The sequence below is a fragment of the Microbacterium sp. str. 'China' genome, from assembly GCF_002993305.1.
GTDB classification, from domain to species: domain Bacteria; phylum Actinomycetota; class Actinomycetes; order Actinomycetales; family Microbacteriaceae; genus Microbacterium; species Microbacterium paraoxydans.
On the sequence record NZ_CP027434.1, the window covers coordinates 859646 to 881445 of the forward strand.

The 21800-nt window shown below is 71.9% G+C and carries 23 protein-coding genes and 1 pseudogene; 2 read left to right on the top strand and 22 right to left on the bottom strand.

Features of this window, described 5'->3' with window-relative positions:
* Positions 1-3: 3 nt before the first annotated feature.
* Positions 4-672, bottom strand: coding sequence for a FadR/GntR family transcriptional regulator (locus C6C15_RS04115; protein ID WP_060922134.1), 669 nt, complete (start codon positions 670-672; stop codon positions 4-6).
* A 186-nt stretch (positions 673-858) separates the two neighbouring features.
* Here C6C15_RS04115 and C6C15_RS04120 point away from each other — a divergent pair, with 186 nt between their 5' ends.
* Entirely contained in the window at positions 859-2646 is a 1788-nt protein-coding gene (locus C6C15_RS04120) for a 2-isopropylmalate synthase (RefSeq protein ID WP_105949342.1), read from the top strand.
* Here C6C15_RS04120 and csrA read toward each other — a convergent pair.
* The 12 genes and pseudogenes from csrA to C6C15_RS17315 all read right to left on the bottom strand — a co-directional run.
* Complete coding sequence (gene csrA / locus C6C15_RS17430; RefSeq protein WP_060922132.1) at positions 2643-2894, bottom strand: carbon storage regulator CsrA; 252 nt, start codon at positions 2892-2894, stop codon at positions 2643-2645. The two genes, C6C15_RS04120 and csrA, sit on opposite strands and share 4 nt — an antisense overlap.
* Before the next feature lie 4 nt (positions 2895-2898).
* Positions 2899-4962: a flagellar biosynthesis protein FlhA gene (locus tag C6C15_RS04130; protein WP_060922131.1), complete on the bottom strand. Its 2064-nt coding sequence runs from the start codon at positions 4960-4962 to the stop codon at positions 2899-2901.
* On the bottom strand, positions 4959-6050 hold the full coding sequence (locus C6C15_RS04135; RefSeq protein WP_060922130.1) for an EscU/YscU/HrcU family type III secretion system export apparatus switch protein: 1092 nt from the start codon (positions 6048-6050) through the stop codon (positions 4959-4961). The genes C6C15_RS04130 and C6C15_RS04135 overlap by 4 nt, the downstream gene beginning before the upstream one ends.
* On the bottom strand, positions 6047-6808 hold the full coding sequence (locus C6C15_RS04140) for a flagellar biosynthetic protein FliR (RefSeq protein WP_060922129.1): 762 nt from the start codon (positions 6806-6808) through the stop codon (positions 6047-6049). The genes C6C15_RS04135 and C6C15_RS04140 overlap by 4 nt, the downstream gene beginning before the upstream one ends.
* Before the next feature lie 4 nt (positions 6809-6812).
* Positions 6813-7085: a flagellar biosynthesis protein FliQ gene (gene fliQ / locus C6C15_RS04145; protein WP_025104366.1), complete on the bottom strand. Its 273-nt coding sequence runs from the start codon at positions 7083-7085 to the stop codon at positions 6813-6815.
* The gene (gene fliP / locus C6C15_RS04150; protein ID WP_060922128.1) at positions 7082-7891 is read right to left on the bottom strand and encodes a flagellar type III secretion system pore protein FliP; all 810 of its coding nucleotides are present in this window, start codon (positions 7889-7891) and stop codon (positions 7082-7084) included. The genes fliQ and fliP overlap by 4 nt, the downstream gene beginning before the upstream one ends.
* The gene (locus C6C15_RS04155; RefSeq protein ID WP_324970205.1) at positions 7888-8373 is read right to left on the bottom strand and encodes a FliO/MopB family protein; all 486 of its coding nucleotides are present in this window, start codon (positions 8371-8373) and stop codon (positions 7888-7890) included. Before C6C15_RS04155 ends, fliP begins: the two co-directional genes overlap by 4 nt.
* Entirely contained in the window at positions 8370-9029 is a 660-nt protein-coding gene (gene fliN, locus C6C15_RS04160) for a flagellar motor switch protein FliN (RefSeq protein WP_060922126.1), read from the bottom strand. The genes C6C15_RS04155 and fliN overlap by 4 nt, the downstream gene beginning before the upstream one ends.
* Positions 9026-9946 carry a flagellar motor switch protein FliM gene (locus C6C15_RS04165; protein WP_231919689.1) on the bottom strand — a complete coding sequence of 307 codons (921 nt, stop codon included), beginning with the start codon at positions 9944-9946 and terminating at the stop codon, positions 9026-9028. The genes fliN and C6C15_RS04165 overlap by 4 nt, the downstream gene beginning before the upstream one ends.
* Positions 9947-9995: 49 nt before the next feature.
* Positions 9996-10805: an OmpA/MotB family protein gene (locus tag C6C15_RS04170; protein ID WP_060923590.1), complete on the bottom strand. Its 810-nt coding sequence runs from the start codon at positions 10803-10805 to the stop codon at positions 9996-9998.
* Positions 10802-11614: a motility protein A gene (locus tag C6C15_RS04175; protein WP_071327503.1), complete on the bottom strand. Its 813-nt coding sequence runs from the start codon at positions 11612-11614 to the stop codon at positions 10802-10804. Before C6C15_RS04175 ends, C6C15_RS04170 begins: the two co-directional genes overlap by 4 nt.
* A gap of 93 nt (positions 11615-11707) precedes the next feature.
* Positions 11708-11878 (bottom strand): annotated as a pseudogene (locus C6C15_RS17315) (flagellar FlbD family protein); the annotation flags it as partial.
* 209 nt (positions 11879-12087) lie between these two features.
* Between C6C15_RS17315 and C6C15_RS04180 the strand changes: the two are divergent.
* Positions 12088-13461 (top strand): M23 family metallopeptidase, encoded by a 1374-nt coding sequence (locus tag C6C15_RS04180; protein ID WP_234024217.1) that lies wholly within the window; start codon positions 12088-12090, stop codon positions 13459-13461.
* Between the two features lie 94 nt (positions 13462-13555).
* On the opposite strand, the gene C6C15_RS04185 is transcribed toward C6C15_RS04180, so the two are convergent.
* From C6C15_RS04185 to fliE, 9 genes are read right to left on the bottom strand one after another with little or no spacing between them, the layout of a single operon-like run.
* Positions 13556-14716, bottom strand: a complete 1161-nt coding sequence (locus C6C15_RS04185; protein WP_060923655.1) for a flagellar hook protein FlgE — start codon at positions 14714-14716, stop codon at positions 13556-13558.
* 25 nt (positions 14717-14741) lie between these two features.
* The gene (locus tag C6C15_RS04190; protein ID WP_060923654.1) at positions 14742-15200 is read right to left on the bottom strand and encodes a flagellar hook assembly protein FlgD; all 459 of its coding nucleotides are present in this window, start codon (positions 15198-15200) and stop codon (positions 14742-14744) included.
* 14 nt (positions 15201-15214) lie between these two features.
* The gene (locus C6C15_RS04195; protein WP_105949346.1) at positions 15215-16600 is read right to left on the bottom strand and encodes a flagellar hook-length control protein FliK; all 1386 of its coding nucleotides are present in this window, start codon (positions 16598-16600) and stop codon (positions 15215-15217) included.
* Positions 16597-17019, bottom strand: coding sequence for a hypothetical protein (locus tag C6C15_RS04200; RefSeq protein WP_060923648.1), 423 nt, complete (start codon positions 17017-17019; stop codon positions 16597-16599). Before C6C15_RS04200 ends, C6C15_RS04195 begins: the two co-directional genes overlap by 4 nt.
* A complete protein-coding gene (locus C6C15_RS04205) occupies positions 17016-18308 on the bottom strand; it encodes a FliI/YscN family ATPase (protein WP_105949347.1) in 1293 nt (430 codons plus the stop codon). Before C6C15_RS04205 ends, C6C15_RS04200 begins: the two co-directional genes overlap by 4 nt.
* Positions 18305-18913, bottom strand: coding sequence for a FliH/SctL family protein (locus C6C15_RS04210; RefSeq protein ID WP_105949348.1), 609 nt, complete (start codon positions 18911-18913; stop codon positions 18305-18307). The genes C6C15_RS04205 and C6C15_RS04210 overlap by 4 nt, the downstream gene beginning before the upstream one ends.
* Positions 18903-19907 (bottom strand): flagellar motor switch protein FliG, encoded by a 1005-nt coding sequence (gene fliG, locus C6C15_RS04215; protein ID WP_060923209.1) that lies wholly within the window; start codon positions 19905-19907, stop codon positions 18903-18905. Before fliG ends, C6C15_RS04210 begins: the two co-directional genes overlap by 11 nt.
* Positions 19904-21526 (bottom strand): flagellar basal-body MS-ring/collar protein FliF, encoded by a 1623-nt coding sequence (gene fliF / locus C6C15_RS04220; RefSeq protein WP_105949349.1) that lies wholly within the window; start codon positions 21524-21526, stop codon positions 19904-19906. Before fliF ends, fliG begins: the two co-directional genes overlap by 4 nt.
* Positions 21526-21786, bottom strand: a complete 261-nt coding sequence (gene fliE / locus C6C15_RS04225) for a flagellar hook-basal body complex protein FliE (RefSeq protein WP_060923210.1) — start codon at positions 21784-21786, stop codon at positions 21526-21528. The genes fliF and fliE overlap by 1 nt, the downstream gene beginning before the upstream one ends.
* Positions 21787-21800 lie beyond the last annotated feature (14 nt).

Sequence of the window (21800 nt, forward strand, 5' to 3'; positions counted from 1 at the left end):
GCGTCAGCCGAACAGCCTCTTCACCGTATCGAGGTGCTCGCGGGTCAGGGCGCCGGCTGTCCGGGGGTCGCGCGCGGCGATCGCATCGCCGATACGTCCGTGCGCGTCCTGGTCGGCGGCGTCGCCGTGATGGCCGCGGATGCGCAGCATGTCGATCATGGCCTGCAGCGAGCGCGGGGCGAAGCCGTCGAACAGCTCTCGCAGCACGGGATTGCCGGAGGCGACGACGACGGCCCGGTGGAAGGCCATGTCCGCCTCGACGTGCGCGCGGATGTCCGTGCGTCGACGGTCGCGTTCGGCGAGCGTGCGCCTCAGCTCGTCCAGGTCGGCCGCGGTCCGGCGCTCCGCAGCGAGCGCCGCGGCCTCGACTTCGATCGCGGTGCGGGCCTCGAGGACCGCGATGATGTCGGCGCGGTCGAGGACGGCATCCCAGGTCGGGGCGGGCTCGACGGCCGTGACGAAGACGCCCGCGCCCTGGCGGGTGGCGAGCACACCGCGCCCGGCCAGGATGCGGATCGCCTCCCTGGTCGTCGACCTTCCGACCCCCAGTTGCGGAGCGAGCGTGGTCTCGCCGGGCAGCTTCCCGCCGACCTCCCATTCGCCGGCTCCGATCCGGGCGAGGAGCAGCTCGGCGGCCTGTTCGGCGAGGGATTCGCGGCGCACGGTCGTCATGGGTCCATTCTCGCAGGTGACTCGACTGCTCTGCTTGTCTGAGGAGTTGTGCTAGGTTCTCCCTATGCGCACATCCGGGTTCCTCCTCCTTCGTCGCCACGACGGGGTCTAGTCAGACCGGCTCCCCGTCGTGGGGGCGCAGGACGCGCCGGTCGCCTTCTCCGCGATCCGAACAGGAACCAGATCATGACCCCTCTCCGCGCCTTCCCGACCCTCGCCACCCCGTCCGGCGCCCTCCCCGACGGCGCTCCGCACTGGAACAGGCAGCGGCCCTCGCAGATGCCCTCGCATCGCTATCGAGACGTGTACTCCCGTGTCGCCGTGCCGCTGCAGACGCGGACCTGGCCGAGCGCGCGACTGACCCAGGCCCCCCTCTGGGTCCCCGTGGATCTCCGGGACGGGAACCAGGCGCTGGCCGAGCCGATGGACCCGGCCCGCAAGCGGCGCTTCTTCGAGCTCATGGTCGCGATGGGCTACAAGGAGATCGAGGTCGGATACCCCTCGGCCTCCCGGACGGACTACGACTTCGTCCGGCTCCTCGCCGAGACCGACCTCGCTCCTGCCGACGTGACGATCGTGGTGTTCACGCCCGCGCGGCGCGACCTGATCGAGCGCACCGTCGAGTCCGTGCGCGGCATCCGGAACCCCGTCGTCATCCACATGTACACCGCCACGGCGCCGACGTGGCGCGATGTCGTCCTCGGCCAGGACAGGGAGGGGCTGAGGGCGCTGATCCTCGCGGGCGGGCAGGACGTGCTCCGCTTGGCGGGAGACCTCGACAACGTCCGCTTCGAGTTCTCTCCCGAGGTGTTCACCCTCACCGAGCCGGACTTCGTCCTCGACGTGTGCGGGGTGATGACGACCCTGTGGGACGCGACCCCCGAGCGTCCCGTGATCCTGAACCTGCCGGCGACCGTCGAGGTCGCGACCCCGAACGTCTACGCGGACCAGATCGAGTACATGCACCGCAACCTCGGGCGTCGCGACGGGGTCATCCTCTCCGTGCATCCGCACAACGACCGCGGCACCGGTATCGCCTGCGCGGAGCTCGCCGTCCTCGCCGGCGCGCAGCGGGTCGAGGGATGCCTCTTCGGCAACGGGGAGCGCACCGGCAACGTCGACCTCGTGACCCTCGCCCTCAACCTCCACGCGCAGGGCGTCGATCCGATGATCGACTTCTCCGACATCGACGAGATCCGCCGGACCGTCGCGCACTGCAACGGCATCGACATCCATGCGCGGCACCCGTATGCCGGCGACCTCGTGCACACCGCCTTCTCGGGCACCCATCAGGACGCCATCCGGAAGGGGTTCGCGGAGCATCGCGCCCGTGCCGCGGAGGAGGGCCGCACCGAGGGTGACATCGAATGGCGCGTGCCGTATCTGCCCATCGACCCGGCGGACCTCGGCCGCAGCTACGACGCCGTGATCCGCGTCAACTCGCAGTCCGGGAAGGGCGGCATCGCGTACCTGCTGGAAGACGCCTATGGGACCGAGCTGCCGCGGCGCCTGCAGATCGACCTCGCTCGTCACGTCCAGCGGCGCACCGAGCAGACGGGACACGAGGTCACGGCCGCGGAGGTGTGGGACATCTTCGACGCCGCCTACCTCGCGAGCGCGGACACGAGACCGCCGAGGCTGCGGGCGGATGCCGACGTCGCGGGAGGGTGCACGACGATCACGCTCCGTGTCGACGGCGTCGAGACGCGGACCCGCCACGACGGCGTCGGTCCGGTGGAGGCGCTGGGTACGGCGCTCGCGCAGATCGGTCTGCCCGTCGAGATCCTGAGTCTGCACCAGACGAGCATCGGAACGGGCCCGGACAGCGACGCGCTCACTCTGATCGAGTACCGCGACGGCGCGCGCTCGGGATGGGCGGCCGGCCGCGACCGCTCCGTGCTGGCGGCGACCCTGCACGCCGTGCGGAACGCGGCGGAGCGCCGCGCCGCGACGACGCCGTCCCGCGAGGTCTAGGGGGTCTGCTTCTCGCGCCCCCGCGCGAGTGCCGCGGAGATCGCATCCGCGGCGCTCGCGTCGGTGTCGGCGGCGGCGGACACGTTCTCGGCCACGACGGCCTCGATGATCTCGGTGCGCTGGATGCGGGTCTCGCGCGGGGCCTTGACGCCGATGCGCACGCTGTCGCCCTTGATGTCGAGCAGCGTGACCTCGATCTCGCCGTCGATGCGCACGCTCTCACCGATCCGCCTCGTCAACACCAGCATTCGTTCAGCCTACTGGTGCGGAGGGGGCGGCCCCCAGCGACGCGGTGGCGGAGTCGCGGACCACGCCGATCGTCTCGATCGTCAGCGATGCGGCCGTCGCCTCGGTGTAGGAGAGGACCGGGAGGCCGTCGGTCTGCGCCGACACGAGCCGCCGCACAGCCGGGCGCAGCGAGGGCGCGCACACGAGCACCGGTTCACCGCCGTCCGTCGGCGTCGCCACGGCCTGCTTGACCGACGCGATCACCGCTTCCATCCGCGGCGGGTCGAAGACGATCTGCGAGCCCTCGTCGCCGGGACGCAGGCTCTCCAGCATGGCCTGTTCCAGCAGCGGCGCGATCATGACGACGCGGAGCGTGCCGTCCTCCGCGAAGCGGGAGGCGATGGCCGGCCCCAGCGCGGCACGGGCGGCCTCGATCAGTCCCTCCGGGTCTGTCGAGACCTTGGCACGCAGCGCGAGCGCCTCGTAGATGCGGCTGAGGTCGTTGATCGGCACACGTTCGGCGAGCAGCCCCTGCAGCACGCGCTGCACCTCCGCGAGCGACAACAGCGCGGGCGTGAGCTCCTCGACCGCCGACGGCGAGACCTGCTTGAGCGCGTCGGTGAGCTGCCGCACGTCCTCGCGGGTGAGCAGCCGGGCGGCGTGCGTCTGGATCACGCTCGACAGGTGCGTGATGATGACGCTCGCCCTGTCGATCACCGTGGCTCCGGCGAACTCCGCGCTGTGCCGCATCTCCATCGGGATCCATTTGCCCTCGAGGCCGAACACCGGGTCCAGGGCAGCGGTCCCCGGCAGGCTGTCCAGGCCCTGCCCGAGAGCCAGCACCGATCCGGTCGGCGCGGTGCCCCGCCCGGTCTCGACGCCGGCGATGCGGATGACGTAGGTCGCCTGGGGGAGTTCGATGCTGTCCCTGGTGCGCACGGGCGGGGTGACCAGACCGAGGTCGAGCGCGATGCGCCGCCGCAGAGCTTTGACCCTCGCGAGGAGATCGTCGGGGCCGCCGGTCACCAGGTCCACGATGTCCGGGGCGAGGAGGATCTCGAGGGGGTGCACCCGCATACGCTCGATGAGCTCCTCGGGCTGGTCCGCGGGCACCGGCGCGGGGGCCTGTGCGGCCTCCGCCTCTTCGCGCTTGCGGGTCGCGGTGATGCGCTGCGCGATGAGGAGCAGCAGGGCGCCGATCACCAGGAAGGGGAGCATCGGCATGTGCGGGATGAGTGACATGACGATGGCCGCGCATCCCGCGATGATGAGGGCGTTGCGCGACTGGCCGAGTTGCGTCGACGCGGCCGATCCCATCTCGGCCTCGGCGGTCGAGCGGGTGACGATCATGCCGGTCGAGACCGCCATGAGCAGGGCGGGGATCTGCGTGACGAGGCCGTCGCCGATCGTGAGCAGGCTGTACGTGCTGACGGCCTGGTCGATCGACATGCCGTGCTGGACGAGGCCGATCGCGATACCGCCGACGAGGTTGATGATGATGATGACGAGTCCGGCGATCGCGTCGCCCTTGACGAACTTCGAGGCGCCGTCCATCGCGCCGTAGAAGTCGGACTCGGCGGCCACCTCCGCCCGGCGCTCCCTGGCCTCGGTGTCGCTGATGAGGCCGGCGTTGAGATCGGCGTCGATGGCCATCTGCTTGCCCGGCATCGCGTCGAGCGTGAACCGGGCGCCCACCTCGGCCACGCGCTCGGCACCCTTGGTCACCACGACGAACTGGATGACGACGAGGATGAGGAAGACCACGGCGCCGATGATGAGCGAGCCGCCCACCGCGATCGCCCCGAACGCCTCGATCACCTGTCCCGCGTACGCCTCACCGAGGACGAGGCGGGTGGAGGCGACGTTCAGCCCCAGCCGGAACAGCGTCGCCACGAGCAGCAGCGACGGGAACACCGAGAAGTCGAGCGGCTTCTTCACGAACATCGACGTCAGCAGGATGACCAGCGCGAACATGATGTTGAGGATGATCAGCACGTCGAGCAGGAACGGCGGCACGGGGACGACGAGCAGCATGATGATGCCGACGACGCCGATCGGCACTCCGAGCGTGATGAGGAGCTTCTTCATACGGTCCTCCGGTAGGGGAGCGAGTGGATGCCGCGGGCGGCGCCTCGGCGCCGCAGCGCGTCGACGAACACGAGGACCCGTGCCACGGCGTTGTAGAGGTCTTCGGGGATCTCCTGACCCAGCTCGCACGCGGCGTGCAGAGCGCGGGCGAGGGTGATGTCGCGGACGAGGGGGACGCCGGACTCGAGCGCCTTCTCACGGATCCGCTCGGCGATGACGCCGCTGCCCTTCGCGACGACCCGCGGGGCGGACGTGCCGGGGTCGTATTCGAGCGCGATGGCGATGTGCGTGGGGTTGACGACCACCACGTCGGAGCCGGCGACCGCGGCGATCATGCGGTTGCGGCTCACCGCGAGCTGACGCGACCGGCGCTGCTGCCGGATGAGCGGGTCGCCCTCGGAGTTCTTGTTCTCGTCGCGCACCTCGCGCTTGGTCATGCGCGTGTGCTTGCGGTTGCGGCGCATCACGACGAACAGGTCGATCGCGGCGAGCACCAGACCCACGGCGATGGCGGTCTGCAGCAGTGCCGCGGTGCCGTCCGCCGCGGTGCCGAGCAGCCGGGAGACCGAATGGGCGCCGCTCGCCGTGAGCACGGGCATGAGCCCGGAGATGACGACCCACAGGGCGAGGGCGATGGCGGCCGTCTTCAGCAGCGCCTTCGCCCCCTCCCACAGCGCCTGCAGGCCGAACACCCGCCGCACTCCGGAGACGAGGTTGAACTGCTCGTAGCGCCCTGACAGCTTCCGCAGGTGCACACCGCCCTGCACCACCGCGCCGAACAGCGTCACGATCGCGACCGCGGCCAGCAGCGCGCCCAGCGTGGGCAGCACCGAGGCGAGTGCCCGCCCCAGGGCGGCGAGGGCGGCTTCCGGAGAGGGCGCCTGCATGAGCCCGGCGAGGGTCACGAGCTGCTCGGTGCCGGCGGCGGTCCCCGCGGCGATGGCGGCGGGCATCATGACGGCGGCGGCGCCGATGCCGAGCCACGCCGTGAGGTCCTGGCTTCGGGAGATCCGGCCCTTCTGCCTGGCCTCCCTGAGGTGCTTCTCGGTGGCCTTCTCGCTGCGTTCGCCGCTGTCCGAGCCGCTCACGGCGTCACCCCCTGCATCATGCGGAAGGCCTGGGTGGCGAGGGCGTCGACGATGCCGGGGAACGCGACGTACACGGCGCCCGCGAGCAGGAGGGTGAGGAGGATCTTGACGGGGAAGCCCATCGCGAAGGCGTTGAGCGCCGGCGCCACGCGCGTGATGAGCCCGAGCCCGACGTCGGCGAGGAAGAGCACGAGGACCAGCGGGCCCGCGATCTGCACGGCGGCCAGCACCATCTGGGACACCCCGTCGACGAGCAGCTCGGTCGGTCCCGCCACACGGAAGATGCCGTCGACCGGAACCGCGTCGAAGCTGCGGGCGAGCCCGGCGAGGATGAGCTGGTAGCCGCCGGAGGCGAAGAGCAGCGTCAGCGCGGTGAGGTGGAAGAGCCGGGTGAACTGCGCGCCGTTGACCATCGCCGCCGGATCGAAGGCCTGGGCGAGCTGGAATCCGCCGAACACGTCGATCAGGCTGCCCGCGGCCTGAACCGCGGAGAAGCACAGCAGCACGAGGAACCCGAGCAGGGCGCCGGTGAGGAGCTGGATCACGAGTGCACCGAGGAACGCGCCCGTGTCGAGGCTCTCGTACCCCGGCGCGACGGCGGCGCCCACCGCGAGCGACAGTCCGATCGAGAGCATCGCCTTCACGCGCACCGGGATCGCGCCGTACGAGAACGGCGGCGCGATCATGATGAACGCCGTGATGCGCACGGCGGCGAGCAGGGTGGCCTCCAGCCACGCGAAGTCGATCGGGATGAACACGGGCTCATCCGCTCAGCAGCGACGGGATGCGGGCGAACATCTCGTTCGTGAAGGCGATGATCTCGGCGATCATCCAGTTCCCCGCGATGAGCAGGGCGATGCCCACCGCGACGATCTTCGGCACGAACGACAGCGTCACCTCCTGCACCTGGGTGATCGACTGCAGCAGCGAGATCGCGAAGCCCACCACGAGCGCGGTGATGAGCATCGGGGCGGCGAGCTTGGCGGCGATCAGCAGGCCCTGGGCGCCGATGTCGAGGACGGCTTCGGGACTCATCCCACACCTCCGTAGCTCTCCAGGAGCGCTTTGATGATGAGCCCCCACCCGTCGACGAGGATGAACAGCAGGATCTTGAACGGCAGCGAGATCATGACCGGCGGGAGCATCATCATGCCCATCGACATCAGCGCCGCCGCCACGACGAGGTCGATCACGAGGAACGGCACGAAGATCACGAAGCCGATGATGAAGGCCGCCCGCAGCTCCGAGATCATGAACGCGGGGATGAGCGTGTACATCGGCACGCTCGCGGCGTCCTCCGGGTTGTCCTGCCCGGCCATCCGGGTCATCAGCGCGAGGTCCTCCTCGCGCGTGTAGTGCAGCATCCACTCGCGCAGCGGAGCCTGCCCGACGTCGACGGCCTGCGTGAACGTGAGCGCGCCGTCGATGTACGGCTGCACGGCGAGCGTGTTGATCTCGGTCAGCACGGGCCACATGATGAACAGCGAGAGGAACAGCGACAGGCCCGCGAGCACCTGGTTCGGCGGGATCGTCGGGAGCGACAGCGCGTTCCTCGTCATGGCGAGCACGACGAAGATCTTCGTGAACGACGTCATCATCAGCAGCAGCGCGGGGGCCACCGACAGCAGCGTGATCCCCAGGAGGGTGAGGATCGAGCCGGACGGGCCGCCGTCGATGCCGTTGATGTCGATCGTCACGCCCTCGCCGTCGTCTGGGGTGACCTCCGCGTGGGCGGCGGTTCCGGTGAGGGCGACGAGGACGACGGCGAGGAGGATCGCGACCGCGACGAGGACGAGCAGCCGCGAGGCGCGACCGCGATCGACGGCACGGGTCGCGGTCATCGTGCGCGCCGGAGGGCCTCGGCGGTCTGCCGCCAGGTGTCGGGGGAGAGGATGGAACCGCGGAGCGGGTCGTTGCGGTGCCGCACGCGGCGACGGAGCTCCGGTGCCGGGCTGACCGCCGGGGGCGTGCTCGTGAGTGCGGCGGCAGCGAGGATGCGGTCGAACTCGGCGTCGTCGGCCGTGCGGGTGGCCGGCGGGCGCCCCTCCTCGGACTCCGCGGGCTCCGGCCGCAGGGGCAGCCGGTCGACCACGCTCACACCGTGCTCGGTGACCCCGAGCACGTAGCGGGCGTCATCGGTCTGCACGACCACGAGCTGCGCCTTGGGGCCGATGCCCTGCCGCCCGAGCACCGTGATCGCCTCGGCGTCGCGGCGCCGCGCCTGGGTCTTCGAGACCCGGCGCTGCAGGAACCAGAGCAGCCCGAGGACGGCGGCGAGCGACAGCCCGACCCGCAGCGCGAGCAGGAGGTCGTCCAGGGTCAGGCCTCGACGTTCTCGAGGATGCGGGTGATCCGCACCGCGTAGTCCTGGTCGACGACGACGACCTCACCGTGCGCGATCGTGCGGCCGTTGAGCTTGACGTCGGCGGGGGCACCCGCGGAGCGATCGAGCTCCACGATGCGACCGGGCTCGAGGTCGAGCACGTCACGGACCGCCATGCGGGTGCGCCCGATCTCGACCGTGAGCTCCATCTCGACACCCGCGATGCGATGCAGGCGGCCGTCGGCTCCGGTCGGACGCGCCGGTCGATGCGTGATGCGGACCGCGAGCCGGCCGATGGTGCGTTCGGTGTGGTCGACGAGGTCGAAGAGCTGGGTCTGCGGGTCGGCGAACACGGCCGAGGCGTCGCCGACCGCGGCCTCGCCGAGCAGCCCGGGCCCGAGGGCGGTCGCGGCGGCCTCGAGCGCATCCAGCAGCCGGTCGGTGAGGGGACGGTCCCCGAGGCCGTCGACGAGGACGTCGGCATCGAGGAGCTGTACGGCGAGTTGAGCGCTCGCCTCGCCCACGAACTGTGCCACGACCGCCTCGCCGGTGTCGCCGGACACCTGGGAGGCGCGGGCGGTGACCGGTGCGGCGGTGGGCAGTCGCGCCGCGAACGCGGCGGCAACGGCGGACTCGTAGGCGGTGGTGCTGATCACGCGGACTCCTGAGCGGGGGCGGTTTCGGGGACGGTGGCGGTCACGACGCAGGCGAGGCGGGCACCGGCGCTCCCGACGGCCGCCGTCGCGACCGTCTGGTCACCGACGGTGAGGAGCATCGGGCGGTCGGCGGCGTGCGGCAGGGGCAGCAGGTCGCCGACCGCGAGGTCGAGCACCTCGCGGGGGAGCACGCTCCGCGGCGCCAGCCGGAGGGCGATCTCGACCGGAGTCGACTCCACCTGGCGGCGCACGAGGCCAGGGGTCTCGGATCGGTCGGCGTCGGAGGCCCGCACCGCGAACCCGGCGAGCACCGAGGCGGGGAGCATGATGCTCGCCGGCACCGTCCGACCGCCGTGGCGCATCGACAGCCGGGCCACGATCACCGGCTCCCCGGCGGCGGCCACCTGCGCGAACTGGGAGCTGTACTGGATGCCGGCGACGGCGACGCCGGCGGGCAGCAGACCGTCGAGGCTGCCGGTGAGGTGATCGATCGCGTCGCCGATCAACGACCGGATCAGGGCCTGCTCGATCGGCGTGAACGTGCGGTCCTCGGCGGTGGTGGTGACCCTGCCGCCGACCATCTGCACGATCCACGACGTCGCGGTCGGGATCGGAACCTGCACGATCAGACGCTCGTCGGAGTCCGGCAGCGCGCACACGATCATGGTCGTCGTCGTGGGCAGCGACTGCGCGTACTCGCCGTACGTGAGCATGCCGACGTGCTCGACGGCGATGGTCGCGCGCACGTGGATCTTGCCGCTGAGCTGGGCCGACCACTGACGGGCGAACGTCTCGAACGCGAGCTCGAGGGTGCGGGCGTGCTCGCGCGACAGCGTCGCCGCGCGTCCGAAGTCGTAGACCTCGACGTCGGCGGTCGCCGTCTCCGCGCGCACTCGCGAGCGCACGCCGTCATCCATCACCACGAACCCGACTATCGGGCGGTGATCGGCGTGCGTTAGGGGCGGGTCAGGGGGAGGTCTGCGCCGCACCCGCAGCCGGGATCAGCGCTCGCACCTCCTCGCTGGCGTCGGAGAGGATGACGATGTCCACGCGGCGGTTCTCCGCGAGTTGCTCGGGGGTGCTTCCGGCGGCCACCGGACGGGTGTCGCCGAAGCCGACGGACTTGAGGTGGGCCGGCGGCAGCCCGGCCGCTTCCACGAGGTAGCGCAGCACCTGGGTGGAGCGTCCGGCGGAGAGCTCCCAGTTGGTGGGGAACGGTGCGACCGATCCGCGGGCGTCGGCGTGCCCCTCCACGGAGATCTCGTTCGGGGCGGAGACGAGGACGGACCCCAGGGCGTCGAGCACCTGCGTCGCGGCCGGGCTGAGATCGGTGCTGTTGGTGGTGAAGAACGTCTCCGCGCTCACGAGCCCGATCGTCAGCCCGCGCTCGTCGATGGTGAACGTGACGTCGGTCTCCAGTCCGCGCTCGGCGAGGACCTGGCGCAACCGCTCGCGCAGCGCGGACAGCTCGTCGAACTCGCGCTCCGCCGCCTCCAGACCCGTGTCCGCGAAGTCCTCGCCCTCATCGTCGATGAGTTCCGGAGGTACGACCACGCCGCTGGTCACGTCGACGTCGTCCGACGGCTCCTGCCCGAAACCCGTCGCGAGCGAGGCGCTGAGGGCCTCGAACTTCTCCTGGTCCACGGTCGACATCGCGAACAGCACGATGAACATGCACATGAGCACCGTCACCATGTCGAGGTAAGACGCCATCCAGCGCTCGTCCGGTCCGCTGTGCTCCGACTCCTGGACACGGCGTCGGGTGCGCACGCTCATGAGAAGAGGTCCTCGTGCGCCTCCGTCTCCGCGGGCTGCTCGCGCCGGCGGGAGCGGCCAGGGGAGCGGTCGGAGACGAGCGCGCTCAGACGTTCGCGGACGTGGGCGGGGGCGGCGCCGGCCTGGACGGCGAGCATGCCCTCCATCAGCACCGTCATGCGCTCCAGCTCCAGCTCACCGAGGCGCTGCAGCCGGCCGCCGATCGGCAGCCAGATGAAGTTCGCCGACAGCAGGCCCCACAGCGTCGCGACGAAGGCCGCGGCGATCATGGGTCCGAGGGTGTCCGGCTTGTCGAGCTTCTCCAGCACATGGGTGAGGCTGACCACGGTGCCGATGATGCCGACGGTGGGGGCGAATCCGCCGAGGGTCATGTAGAAGCGTGAGGCGGTGCGGTTACGGGCGGCGGTCGAGGTGAGCTCGTCCTCGAGGAGCACCCGCAGATCCTCCGCGTCGGTGCCGTCGGCGATGCTCTGCAGGGCCTGCCGCAGGAACGGATCCTTCTCCTCGTCCAGACCCTGCTCCAGCGCGAGCAGGCCCTCGGAGCGCGCCTTCTCCGCATAGCCGACCACGGTGTCGATCGTGCTCTGGGCGGTGCGTCGCTCGCCGCGGAAAGCGCGCGGGAGGGACTTCACGGCGTGCAGGGCGTCGCGCAGCGTGCCGCTGGCGAGGCCGACCGCGATCGTGGCGCCGAAGACGAGCACCATCGGCGCGGGTAGCAGGAGCGACCCGACCGTCGCGCCCTCCAGGTTGATCATGGCGATCAGGGCGCCGAACGCGAGGACGAGCCCGAGGATGAGGGACGGATCCATCAGGAATCCCCCCCCTGCGACGGGAGTGGCGGGTCGGGTGTCCTCGATGCCGGCGGCGACCAGCGCGGCCGCGGTCGCGAGGACGCCGGCGCGGAAGCGGGTGATGCGGGCGATCACGTCGTCCATCGTCTCGATGACGACGAAGGTCGCGCCGTCGACCATCATGATCGTCGTGTCGGGCGTGGCCTGGACACGTTCGATCAGGTCGGGGTTCACCGCGAACCGGGAACGGTTCAGGCGCGTGAGGACGATCATGGGCTCCATCCTGGAAAAAGCTCGCCCCGCCCGAGAGCGGGGAACCGACGGCCCGTCCTGGGCTGTCGGAGAGGACTGTCGGCCGGGCGCTGCGCCGCGTTAGCGCGGGGTCGGGACCAGGTGGGATCTTTCTCACGGCGGGCGCGTCGTCGCCGATAGAGACCAGGGGCGGGGGACGATGAGCAGCGGGCGAAGGGAGCCTTGTGCGGGATCGGAACGTGGAAAAGGCCGCGGCGACGGCGGCCGAGGAGTGCGGCTGCGCGCCGACCGCTGCCGAGCGCGGCGCACTGTGGAACCAGCCGGTGAGCCGGCGCCATGCCTTCGGGATCGGCGCGCTGGGAGTGGTCGCGCTCGCTGCCTTCGGCGTCGGTTCGGGCGTCACCGCCGCGCACGCCGCGTCCTACCCGAGCTGGGACGACGTCCAGCGGGCGAAGAGCAACGAGGCGGCCAAGGCCGGCGAAGTCACCCGTATCCAGGGGCTGATCCAGTCGCTCGAGCGCAAGGTCGCCGAGACGCAGGCGGCCGCGCAGGTCGCGTCGGATGAGTTCTATGAGGCGCAGCAGGCGTACTTCGCGGCGATCACGGAGGCGGAGACGCTGCAGGCTCAGGCCGATGAGCAGGCGGCGCTCGCCGACGAGACCGCGAAGAAGGCCGGTCAGATCGCCGCCCAGCTCTATCGCAGCGGCGGGGACGACACCGCCCTGGAGCTGTTCTTCGCGGGGTCGGGTGCCAACGCCGACGAGCTGCTGTCGCGCCTCGGCACGATGAACAAATTCCTCGAGTACAACCAGACGACCTACGACAACGCCGTCTCGGCGCGCGACACCGCCCAGGCGCTGACGGCTCAGGCCGACGTCGCCCGGGACGAGCGTGACCGCCTGCAGCAGGTCGCCGAGCAGAAGATGGTCGCGGCGCAGCAGGCGGCGGACGCCGCGCAGGCGGCGCTCGACGAGCAGGCGGCGAACCTCGAGACCCTCAAGGCCCAGCTGGCCGCGCTCAAGGACACCACGACGAAGACGGTCGCGGGGTATCAGGCGGGCGTCGAGAAGCGCCGACGGGAAGAGGAAGCCCGCCGCAAGCGCGAGGCCGCTGCGGCGGCCGCGGCTGCCGCAGCGGCCGGCCGCGGGACGAGCGGCGGCGGCGGTGGTGGCGGTGGCGGTGGCTCAGCGGGCAGCGGCGGATGGGTACGTCCGCACGGCGGCGCACGCAGCTCGAGCTACGGCCCGCGCACCCCCATCTGCGGTCCTCAGGGATGTTCGTCGAGCTTCCATTACGGTGCGGATCTCGCCAACGGCTGTGGTGCCGCGATCTACGCCGCCAACTCCGGCACGGTCGACTACGCGGGACCGAACGGGAACTACGGCAACTACATCCGCATCCAGCACGGCGGCGGCATCAGCACCGGGTACGCCCACATCAAGCCGGGCGGCATCAACGTGCGCAGCGGCCAGTGGGTGCGGGCGGGTCAGGTCATCGCGTATGCCGGCGATACCGGCCGTTCGTTCGGCTGCCACCTGCATTTCGAGGTCTACATCAACGGCGGGTACACGAACCCCGTGCGCTTCATGGAGCAGCGCGGCATCTACGTCTGACCCTGCCGAAACCCCGGTTACGCGCCGAGGCCCCGCCGTATCCACGTGAATACGGCGGGGCCTCGACGCGAAGACGGGGTCTCGCGGGGAGGGCTCAGCGCTTCAGGTTCGTGAGCTCCTGCAGCACCTCGTCGCTCGTGGTGATGATGCGGGCGTTCGCCTGGAAGCCGCGCTGAGCGACGATGAGGTTGGTGAACTCCTGCGAGAGGTCGACGTTCGACATCTCGAGTGCGCCACTGATGATGCCCCCGAGACCGCCGGTGCCGGGCTGTCCGAGCTCGGCCTGACCGGAGTTGCCGCTCGGACGGAACTGCGAGGAGCCGACCTTCTCCAGGCCCCCGGGGTTCACGAACCCGGCCAGCGCGATGCGGGCCAGCACCTGGGTGTCGCCGTTGCTGAACGTGCCGACGAGGCTGCCGTCGTTGGTCAGCGCGTAGGAGCTCAGCGTGCCGGCCGGCTTGCCGTTCTGCTCCTTGATCGCGATGTCGCTGACGTCGGCGAAGCCGGTCACACCGGACAGGTCGACGGTGACGCCGCCCGACACGATGCTGCCGGCGCCGTTCTGCACGCCGTCGGTGAAGGTCAGTGCGGTGCTCGCACCCGCCCCGTCGGTGACGTCCCACCCGGTCGCGCTGCGAGTGAACGTCAGGCGCAGGGTGGACGCGGAGCCGTCGGCGCCGTACGTCTTGATGTCGCGCACGAGCGTCTCGCCGACCGCGGCGCCGGAGGGCAGGTTGCCGGTGGCCCGTGCCGTGGTGGTGGCGGCGGCCGGGCTGAGGGCGCCCACGGGGAGGGTGATGTCGCCGATGCCCTGACCGGGGACGATGGCCCCGTTGCGGGCGGTCCAGCCCTGGACGAGGGCCCCGCCGGCGCCGACGAGACGACCGCTCGCATCGAAGGTGAAGCCGCCGTTGCGGGTGTAGAGGGTCTCGCCGCCGGAGCGGACGACGAAGAAGCCGTCGCCCGAGATCATCAGGTCGGTGGGCACGCCGGTCGGCTGCGGGGCGCCTCCGGCGAAGTTGGTGCTGATGCCGGCGACCTGCACACCGAGCCCGACCTGGGCGGGGTTCTGTCCGCCGGTCGCCTGCTGCGGCAGCATCGAGTTGCGCAGGAGCTGCGAGAGGGAGTCCTGGAACTGCACGGAGGACGCCTTGAAGCCGGTCGTGTTGACGTTGGCGATGTTGTTGCCCGTGACGTCGAGCATGGTCTGGTGCGAGCGGAGTCCGGAGATTCCGGAGAACAGCGAACGGAGCATGGTGGTGCCTTTCTGGGGAGCGGGGTCAGGCAGCGGTGCCGGGGACGAGGGAGACGCCGGAGACGGCGTCGAGGGGGATCGACTTCTCGCCGATGGTCACGGTGGGGATGGCACCCGCATACGAGACCGCGGTGACGATGCCCTTCTGGGTGATGCCGTCGGCGTCGACGTACTGGGCCTCCTGCCCGAGGAGGGCGGCGGCGGTCTGCCGCATGCTGAGGGCGAAGCTCTCCGTGCTCGTCGAGGCGAGCGCCGTCAGCTGCTCCATGGATGCCAGCTGCGTGGTCTGCGAGATCATCTCGTTGGTGTTCATCGGCGAGCTCGGATCCTGGTTGGTGAGCTGGGTCACGAGCAGCTTGAGGAACACCTCGGAGTCGAGGGTCTTCTTGCGCTCGGTCGCCGGCGTCGTGCTGCCGGTCTGCACACCGGACGTCGGCGTGGCACCCGGGGGCAGGGTGCCGGTGATGGAGTCGACCGTGGTCATGGAGTCCTCTCTGGTCAGGCGTAGACGTCGATGCCGCCGGTGGGCGCGGCGGGCGGTGCGGGCGGGGGCGGGGATGCGGCCGGCGCCGAGGTCGGGGGACGCGGGACGGGCTGCGGGCGCGGGGTGTCCTGGTCACCGTTCCCGGTCTGGCCGTGCGTCGTCGCGCCGTGCTGAGGCGAGGAGGACGAGCCGTCCCCGGTGCTGAGGCTGAGGGTGGCGTGCGGCGCGGCGACCGCGAGGTCCCGGCGGAGATCGACGAGGAGAGCGCGGAGGGCGTCCCTGCCGATCTCGCTCGGGGCCTGCAGCTCGATGCGGAGGGTGGAGCCGGCGATGTGGGCCCGTACGGTGACGGGACCGAGGTTCTCCGGCGAGACGGTGAGCGTGATCCGGTGGTCGCCGTCGGGGGCTTGGGCCAAGGACAGCACCGGGGCCGCCACCTGGGGGAGCAGGGCCGGGCGGACCGGCGCGGGGACGGTGCTCGGCGGCGCGACGGGGGCGGTGGCCGTGGCGGCGACCGGGCTCGGCGTGGTGGCGGACCCGGCCGCGATCGGGTCGATGCTCGTCGGGCCGGCCGGCGCGGCGGTGACCGGCGCCGGGGGCGAGGGTGTCGGGGGCTGGGAGGAGGTCTCGGGGACGGTCGTGGCCTCGGTCGGGGGCTCGAGCGTGGCCGTCGCTCCGTCCGGCGCCTGGCCGGCGAGGCGGGACATCCGGCCGTCCGACCCCGTGCTCGTCCCGCCGTCGGCGCCGGCGCGCGCACCCGCCGCTGCGTCGACGGACGAGGCGGGCGGGGACGGCACGACCGCTTCGATCGTCGGAGGCGCCGTCGTCGGAGCCGACGACGGGAGAGCGGCTGCCGACCGGACCGCTCCGGCCTCGATCGGCGCGGCGTCCGGCGCCCTGCCGGCCGCCGCGGGCACCGCATCCGCACGAGGAGACGTCGCCGCAGGGGCGGCCGCGTCGATGGCGGGCAGGGTGGGCGCGTCGCTGGCGGACAGGGCGAGCGCGTCGATGCCGGGGCCGGCCGGACCCGCGGGAGACGGAGGAGCCGGGGCGTCCTCTCCGTGCGGCGGCGTCGGGACCGCGGTCGAGTCCGCGTCCGACGGAGCGACAGGCAGCACCGCTGGCGGAGCGATCGCGGACCCGGAGGACGACGGGGCGGGGAGCGGAGGCGGCGTGGTGACGGCACCGCCGGCGGGAACGGCTGCCGTGGTGCCGTCGCTGCCGGTGGCGGCGTCGGCCGCGGTCCCCTCGGGCGACTCGGGGCCGGCCGGCTCCGTCTCCCGCGCGGCATCACGCACGGCATCGGCGAACGTGGCGGCTCCGGGGGCGCCGCGGGGCACCGGGGCTGTGGGGCGCACGGGGCGCACGTCCACAGCCGCGAGGAGGTCGAGGGCGGTCATGCCGGGTTCTCCGTCCGCGATCGGGAGGCGATCTCGTCCAGTTCCGCCTGCTCTGCGCGCAGGTCTGCCGTCCGCACTGCTTCCGCGTGGTCGTCGGCGAGCCGTTCGAGTCCGCGGAGAGTGCGCCGGGCGTCGGCGTGCGCGGACCGCGCCTCGGCGACCGTCTCCTGTTGGAGGTCGGCGAGCGCCGTGAGATCGGCGAGCAGGGCGCGACCGGAGACGCGGGCTGCGGCGAGCGCGGCGAGCGCACGCACGTCCACGGCCTCCGTATCGGTGCCGGCCAGATGTGCGCGCAGGACCCGGTCCCTGGCTTCGGTGTGCTGCGCGTCGATGACCGCGCGCGACAGGCGCTGCGCCGCCGCGCGTTCCTGGATCTCCCGCACCCGCAGGAGACCGGCGAGCGAGAACCCTCTGCTCATGAGACCCCCTCGAAGGCGGAGACCAGGCTTTCCAGCCGCATCCAGGACTCCTCGATCGGACTCGTCTCGTCGAGCGGCTGGGTGAGGAACGCCGAGATGACGCGCTCGTGCGCGATCGCCGCGTCGATGCGGGCGTCGGCACCGGCGTGGTAGGCGCCGATGTCGATGAGATCGTTCGCCCGGCGTCGCGCCGCGAGCACCGCACGGAGGGTGGCGGCGTGGTCGCGGCGCTCCCGGCTCGTGACCTTGCCGGCCACGCGGGAGACGGATCCGAGGACGTCGATCGCGGGGTGATGACCGGCGAGCGCGAGGGCGCGATCCAGCACGACGTGGCCGTCGAGGATCGAGCGGACCGTGTCGGCGATGGGCTCGTTGTGGTCGTCGCCGTCGACGAGCACGGTGTAGATGCCGGTGATGGAGCCGGTGCGGTCGGTGCCGGCGCGCTCCAGCAGCCCGGCGAGGAGGGAGAAGGTGGAGGGCGGGTAGCCGCGGGTGGCCGGCGGCTCGCCCGCGGAGAGCCCGATCTCGCGCTGGGCCATGGCGACCCTGGTCAGCGAGTCCATCATGAGGATGGCGTGTGCGCCCTCGTCACGGAAGGCCTCCGCGATGCGGGTGGCGGTGAAGGCGGCGCGGATGCGGGCCATCGCCGGTTGATCCGAGGTGGAGACGACGACGACGGAGCGCGCGAGTCCCTCCGGGCCCAGGTCGTCCTCGATGAACTCGCGCACCTCGCGGCCGCGCTCGCCGACGAGGGCGATGACGGTGACCTCGGCTTCGGTGCCGCGGGCGATCATCGACAGCAGCGACGACTTCCCGACCCCGGATCCCGCGAACAGGCCGACGCGCTGTCCCCGGCCGACGCTGACCAGCGTGTCGAGCGCACGCACGCCGAGGGGGAGCGGGGTGTCGATGCGGTCGCGCTCCATGATCGAGGGCGTGTCGTGGTCCAGGCTCACGTGCGGCGCTGCGAGGGGGCCCTTGCCGTCGATGGGGCGTCCGAGACCGTCCAGGACCCGGCCGAGCAACGCGGATCCGGTGGGAACCCGAACCGGGCCGCCACGCCCTCGAACCGGGGCGCCGACGGTGAGCCCGGCGACCGGGGCGAGGGGCATGCACCGCAGGCCGTCCTCGCCCGTGGCCACGACCTCGGCGTCGATGCCGTCGAGTGTCAGCACGTCCCCGACGGCGCCGTCGAGGCCCCGGACCTGCACGCTGAGACCGCGCACCTGCGAGACCTCGCCGATCCGTTCCGGACGCGCCGCCTCGAGCACGGCGGCCCAGGAGCTCACGGCGCGCCTTCCAGGACAGCGCGGCGCGCGCGGGCGAGGGCCGTCCCGACCCTGGCGTCGATCAGGCCGTGCTCCAGCTCGGCCACGGCGTCGCCGCGGGCGAGGGTGTCGTCGGCCACCAGTGCCATCTCGGAGATGCCCTCTCCTGCCTCCTCGGCGAGGATGCGGAGGTCTTCCGGGTGCATGCGGAGACGCCGTACGGCGGCTGCATCGGTCGCGCTCAGGGCGCGGCGAGCCGCGGCGGACGCAGACGATCCTGCGTCGCCCAGTTCGGCCGCGAGGATGAGCTCCGCGAGGTCGATCGCGTGCGAGAGCACCTGCGCGGTCGCGGCGGACTCCAGCGCGGTCTCTCGGGCGGTCAGGGACCGGGCCGCGGCGTGCAGCGCGGCGACGGCGGCCGAGACGTCCTCGGCCCGGAGGCGCTCCCGCTCCGCCTGCGCGGCCTCGGCCTCTCGTCGAGCAGCTTCGGCATCGGCCACCCCCGCCCGGAAGCCGGCGGCGTGCCCCTCCGCGTACCCGCGGCGGCGCGCACGCTCCTGCTCGGCCCGGTGGTCGGATCCGCCGAGTCGCGGGAACGCGGCGGGCGCGAACGCGTCAGTAGACATATTCGTCCTCGTCGGCCCGCTGCACGGTGATGTCTCCCGCGGCCTCCAGCGCACGGATCGTCCGGACGATCTCGGCGCGCGCCTCCTCGACCTGGGAGACGCGCACAGGACCCAGCGTCCTGGCCTCCTCGTCGAGGTTCTCGCGGTTGCGCTCGGACACGTTGCGGCGGATGAGGTCGACGATGGGCTGCTGTGCGCCCTTGAGAGCCAGGGCCAGCGAGCGGATGTCCATGCCCCGCAGCACGCGCTGGGTGTCGCGGTCGTCGAGCTTGACGATGTCGGCGAAGGTGAACATGCGCGACCGGATGTCCTCCGCGAGGGCACTGTCGCGGTCCTCGATGCTGGCGAGCAGCGCCTTCTCGATCGTCGCGCCGGAGCGCCCGATGATCTCCACGAGCGGCTCGACTCCGCCGAGCACCTCGGGGCTGTCCCGCGAGGCGAGGCTGCCGGTGCGGGCCTTGAGGGCATCGGCGACGATCGTGATGGCCTCCTGCGAGGCGGTGCCCATGGTGGCGATGGCCTGGGCCACGTCGGTCCTGGCCGGATCGGGCAGCGCGGCGAGGACCGCGGCGGCCTGATCGGCGGGGAGATGGGCGAGCACGAGGGCGACGGTCTGCGGCAGCTCGCCGTCGAGGAGCGTGGCGAGATGGGCGGCATCGGCGGAGGCGAGGAAGTCGAAGGACGCGCTCATCGAGGTCGAGCCGACCCGGCCGAGCACGGCCGCCGCCCGCTCGGAGCCGAACGACGCCTCCAACAGGCCCGCGGCGATGTCGCGTCCGCCGCGCGCCGGCGGGAGGTGCCCGGCGGCGATGCGATGGAACTGCCCGAGTGCCTGCACCGTCGTCTCCGCGTCGAGATCCTGCAGTCCGATGATCTCGGCGGCGACGGCCTCGGCCTCCGCTTCGGAGAGGTGCTTCATGACCTCGACGGCCTGTGCGCGGTCGAGGTTCATCAGGACGATCGCGGCCGTCTGCCGATCGGTCAGTCCGCTCATACCCGCGACCTGTCGTCGATGAGGGTGCGCAGCAGCTCCGCGGTGCGCTGCGGATCCTGGCGGGTGAGGGCGGCGATCTCGGCGCGGCGGCGCTCCAGGCTGATCTGCGCGGGTTCGGGGTCCGGCTCGGGGTCGAGGTCGGGGACCGGCTCGAGGAAGGCGAGCGGTGTGGTCGGCGCCTCCAGCACGGCCGTCGGCGCGTCGGCCGAGAGCGCGGACAACTCGGCGGGGCGGTCGCCGAAGAGCTGATCGAACTCCTCCACACCGCGTGCCTTCCGCCGCGAACGGACGATGAGGGCGGCGATCGCGGCGATGAGGGGGATGGCGATGGCGGCGGCGATGATGACGGTGTTCAGGAGCGCGGCCTGACGGGCGCCCTCTTCGGCCTCCTTCGCCGCCTGCAGCGCGGCCTGGGCGGCCTCGGCATCCGTCTGGCTGAAGGCGACGAGTTCGACGGCGAGCTCGTCGCCGCGGGTGCGGTCGATGCCGGCCGCGGTGGCGACGAGATCGCTGAGCTGGGCGGAGCTGAGGTCTCCGCCCGCGCCGGCGTCCACGGCGACCGACACCGACTGCCGCAGCAGGTTTCCGGCGGGGGTGGAGGTGCTCTCGGTGGCCTTGTTGACGGCGTTGGTGCGCGTCTCCTCCGTGTTCGTGTAGGTGCCGTCGCCGTTCCCGTTCGGAACCGCGATGTTGTCCGGACCGAGCACGCCTGCCTCCGAGGTGGAGCCGTTGCTGTTCTGCTCGCGGACCTCTTCGGTGAGCGGGGGTGTGCCCTCGGCCGGGGTGTAGGTCTCCTCGACGCGTTCGTTCACGGAGCGGTCGATCTCGGCGACCACGGTCACGGTCGCGTTCCCCGGGCCGACCACGGTGTCCAGCATCTGCTGCACGCTCGCGGCCACACGGGCCTCGTAGTCGCTCGCCTGCTGGTCGAGGCCGCCGGTGGCTCCGCCACCCACGGTCGACAGCGTGCGCCCGGTCTGGTCGACGACGGCCACGTTCTCCGGCTTCATGCCGCTGACCGCAGCCGAGGTGAGGTGCACGATCGCCTCGACCTGCTTCTGGTCGAGCGTCGTGCGTCCGGCGGTCTCCACGAACACGGAGGCGGTCGCGTCGACCGTCTCCGACACGAAGACGCTCTCCTCGGGGATCGCGAGCTGCACGGACGCCGCGGAGACGCCGTCGATGGCCGAGATCGTGGCGGCCAGCTCGCCCTCGATCGCGCGCTTGTAGGTGACCGACTGCTGGAACTCGCTCGTGGTGACGCCCATGTCGTCGAGCAGCGAGTATCCGGCGGATCCGGCGCTCGGCAGCCCGGCGGAGGCGGCGGCGAGCCGCTGGTCGTAGACGTCCTTCTCGGGGACGAGCACGGTGGCGCCGCCGTCGGCGAGCTCGTAGGGAACGGAGGCGGAGCGCAGCTGCTCCACGACGGCGTTCGCGTCGGAGGCGTTCAGGCCGGAGAACAGCGGCGTGTAGGTCGGGCGGCTGAGCCAGCTGGACAGGGCGATGATGCCGAGCGCGAGCACGGCGATGCCGATGATGGCGATGGTCCGCTGCGCGAGCGAGAATCCGGCGATCATCCGCCGCATCCGCTGGAACGCCCCGGTCACTGCCGGGGGCATCAGGCCTGCATCCGCATGATCTCGTTGAACGCGTCGACGCCCTTGTTGCGGACGGCGGCGACGAGCTCGAGGGTGACGGCAGCGCGCGAGGAGGCGATCATCGCGGCGTGGATGTCGTCGAGGTCGCCGGTCACGGCGGCGACCTTCAGGGCGTCGGACTCGGACTGCAGCGAGCGCAGCTCGTCGATCGCCCCGGTGACACTGTTCGCGAATGCCGCGTCGTCGCCGGTCTTGGCGCCCGTCACGGGCGAGGTGGTCATGCCGAGGGACGAGG

Excerpts from the sequence above, each read along its gene's own strand:
- C6C15_RS04115 (WP_060922134.1), bottom strand. The coding sequence starts at position 672 with ATGACGACCGTGCGCCGCGAATCCCTCGCCGAACAGGCCGCCGAGCTG.
- C6C15_RS04120 (WP_105949342.1), top strand. The coding sequence starts at position 859 with ATGACCCCTCTCCGCGCCTTCCCGACCCTCGCCACCCCGTCCGGCGCC.
- csrA (WP_060922132.1), bottom strand. The coding sequence starts at position 2,894 with ATGCTGGTGTTGACGAGGCGGATCGGTGAGAGCGTGCGCATCGACGGC.
- C6C15_RS04130 (WP_060922131.1), bottom strand. The coding sequence starts at position 4,962 with ATGAAGAAGCTCCTCATCACGCTCGGAGTGCCGATCGGCGTCGTCGGC.
- fliQ (WP_025104366.1), bottom strand. The coding sequence starts at position 7,085 with ATGAGTCCCGAAGCCGTCCTCGACATCGGCGCCCAGGGCCTGCTGATC.
- fliP (WP_060922128.1), bottom strand. The coding sequence starts at position 7,891 with ATGACCGCGACCCGTGCCGTCGATCGCGGTCGCGCCTCGCGGCTGCTC.
- C6C15_RS04165 (WP_231919689.1), bottom strand. The coding sequence starts at position 9,946 with ATGGATGACGGCGTGCGCTCGCGAGTGCGCGCGGAGACGGCGACCGCC.
- C6C15_RS04170 (WP_060923590.1), bottom strand. The coding sequence starts at position 10,805 with ATGAGCGTGCGCACCCGACGCCGTGTCCAGGAGTCGGAGCACAGCGGA.
- C6C15_RS04175 (WP_071327503.1), bottom strand. The coding sequence starts at position 11,614 with ATGGATCCGTCCCTCATCCTCGGGCTCGTCCTCGCGTTCGGCGCCCTG.
- C6C15_RS04185 (WP_060923655.1), bottom strand. The coding sequence starts at position 14,716 with ATGCTCCGTTCGCTGTTCTCCGGAATCTCCGGACTCCGCTCGCACCAG.
- C6C15_RS04190 (WP_060923654.1), bottom strand. The coding sequence starts at position 15,200 with ATGACCACGGTCGACTCCATCACCGGCACCCTGCCCCCGGGTGCCACG.
- C6C15_RS04195 (WP_105949346.1), bottom strand. The coding sequence starts at position 16,600 with ATGACCGCCCTCGACCTCCTCGCGGCTGTGGACGTGCGCCCCGTGCGC.
- C6C15_RS04200 (WP_060923648.1), bottom strand. The coding sequence starts at position 17,019 with ATGAGCAGAGGGTTCTCGCTCGCCGGTCTCCTGCGGGTGCGGGAGATC.
- C6C15_RS04210 (WP_105949348.1), bottom strand. The coding sequence starts at position 18,913 with ATGTCTACTGACGCGTTCGCGCCCGCCGCGTTCCCGCGACTCGGCGGA.
- fliG (WP_060923209.1), bottom strand. The coding sequence starts at position 19,907 with ATGAGCGGACTGACCGATCGGCAGACGGCCGCGATCGTCCTGATGAAC.
- fliF (WP_105949349.1), bottom strand. The coding sequence starts at position 21,526 with ATGCCCCCGGCAGTGACCGGGGCGTTCCAGCGGATGCGGCGGATGATC.
- fliE (WP_060923210.1), bottom strand. The coding sequence starts at position 21,786 with ATGACCACCTCGCCCGTGACGGGCGCCAAGACCGGCGACGACGCGGCA.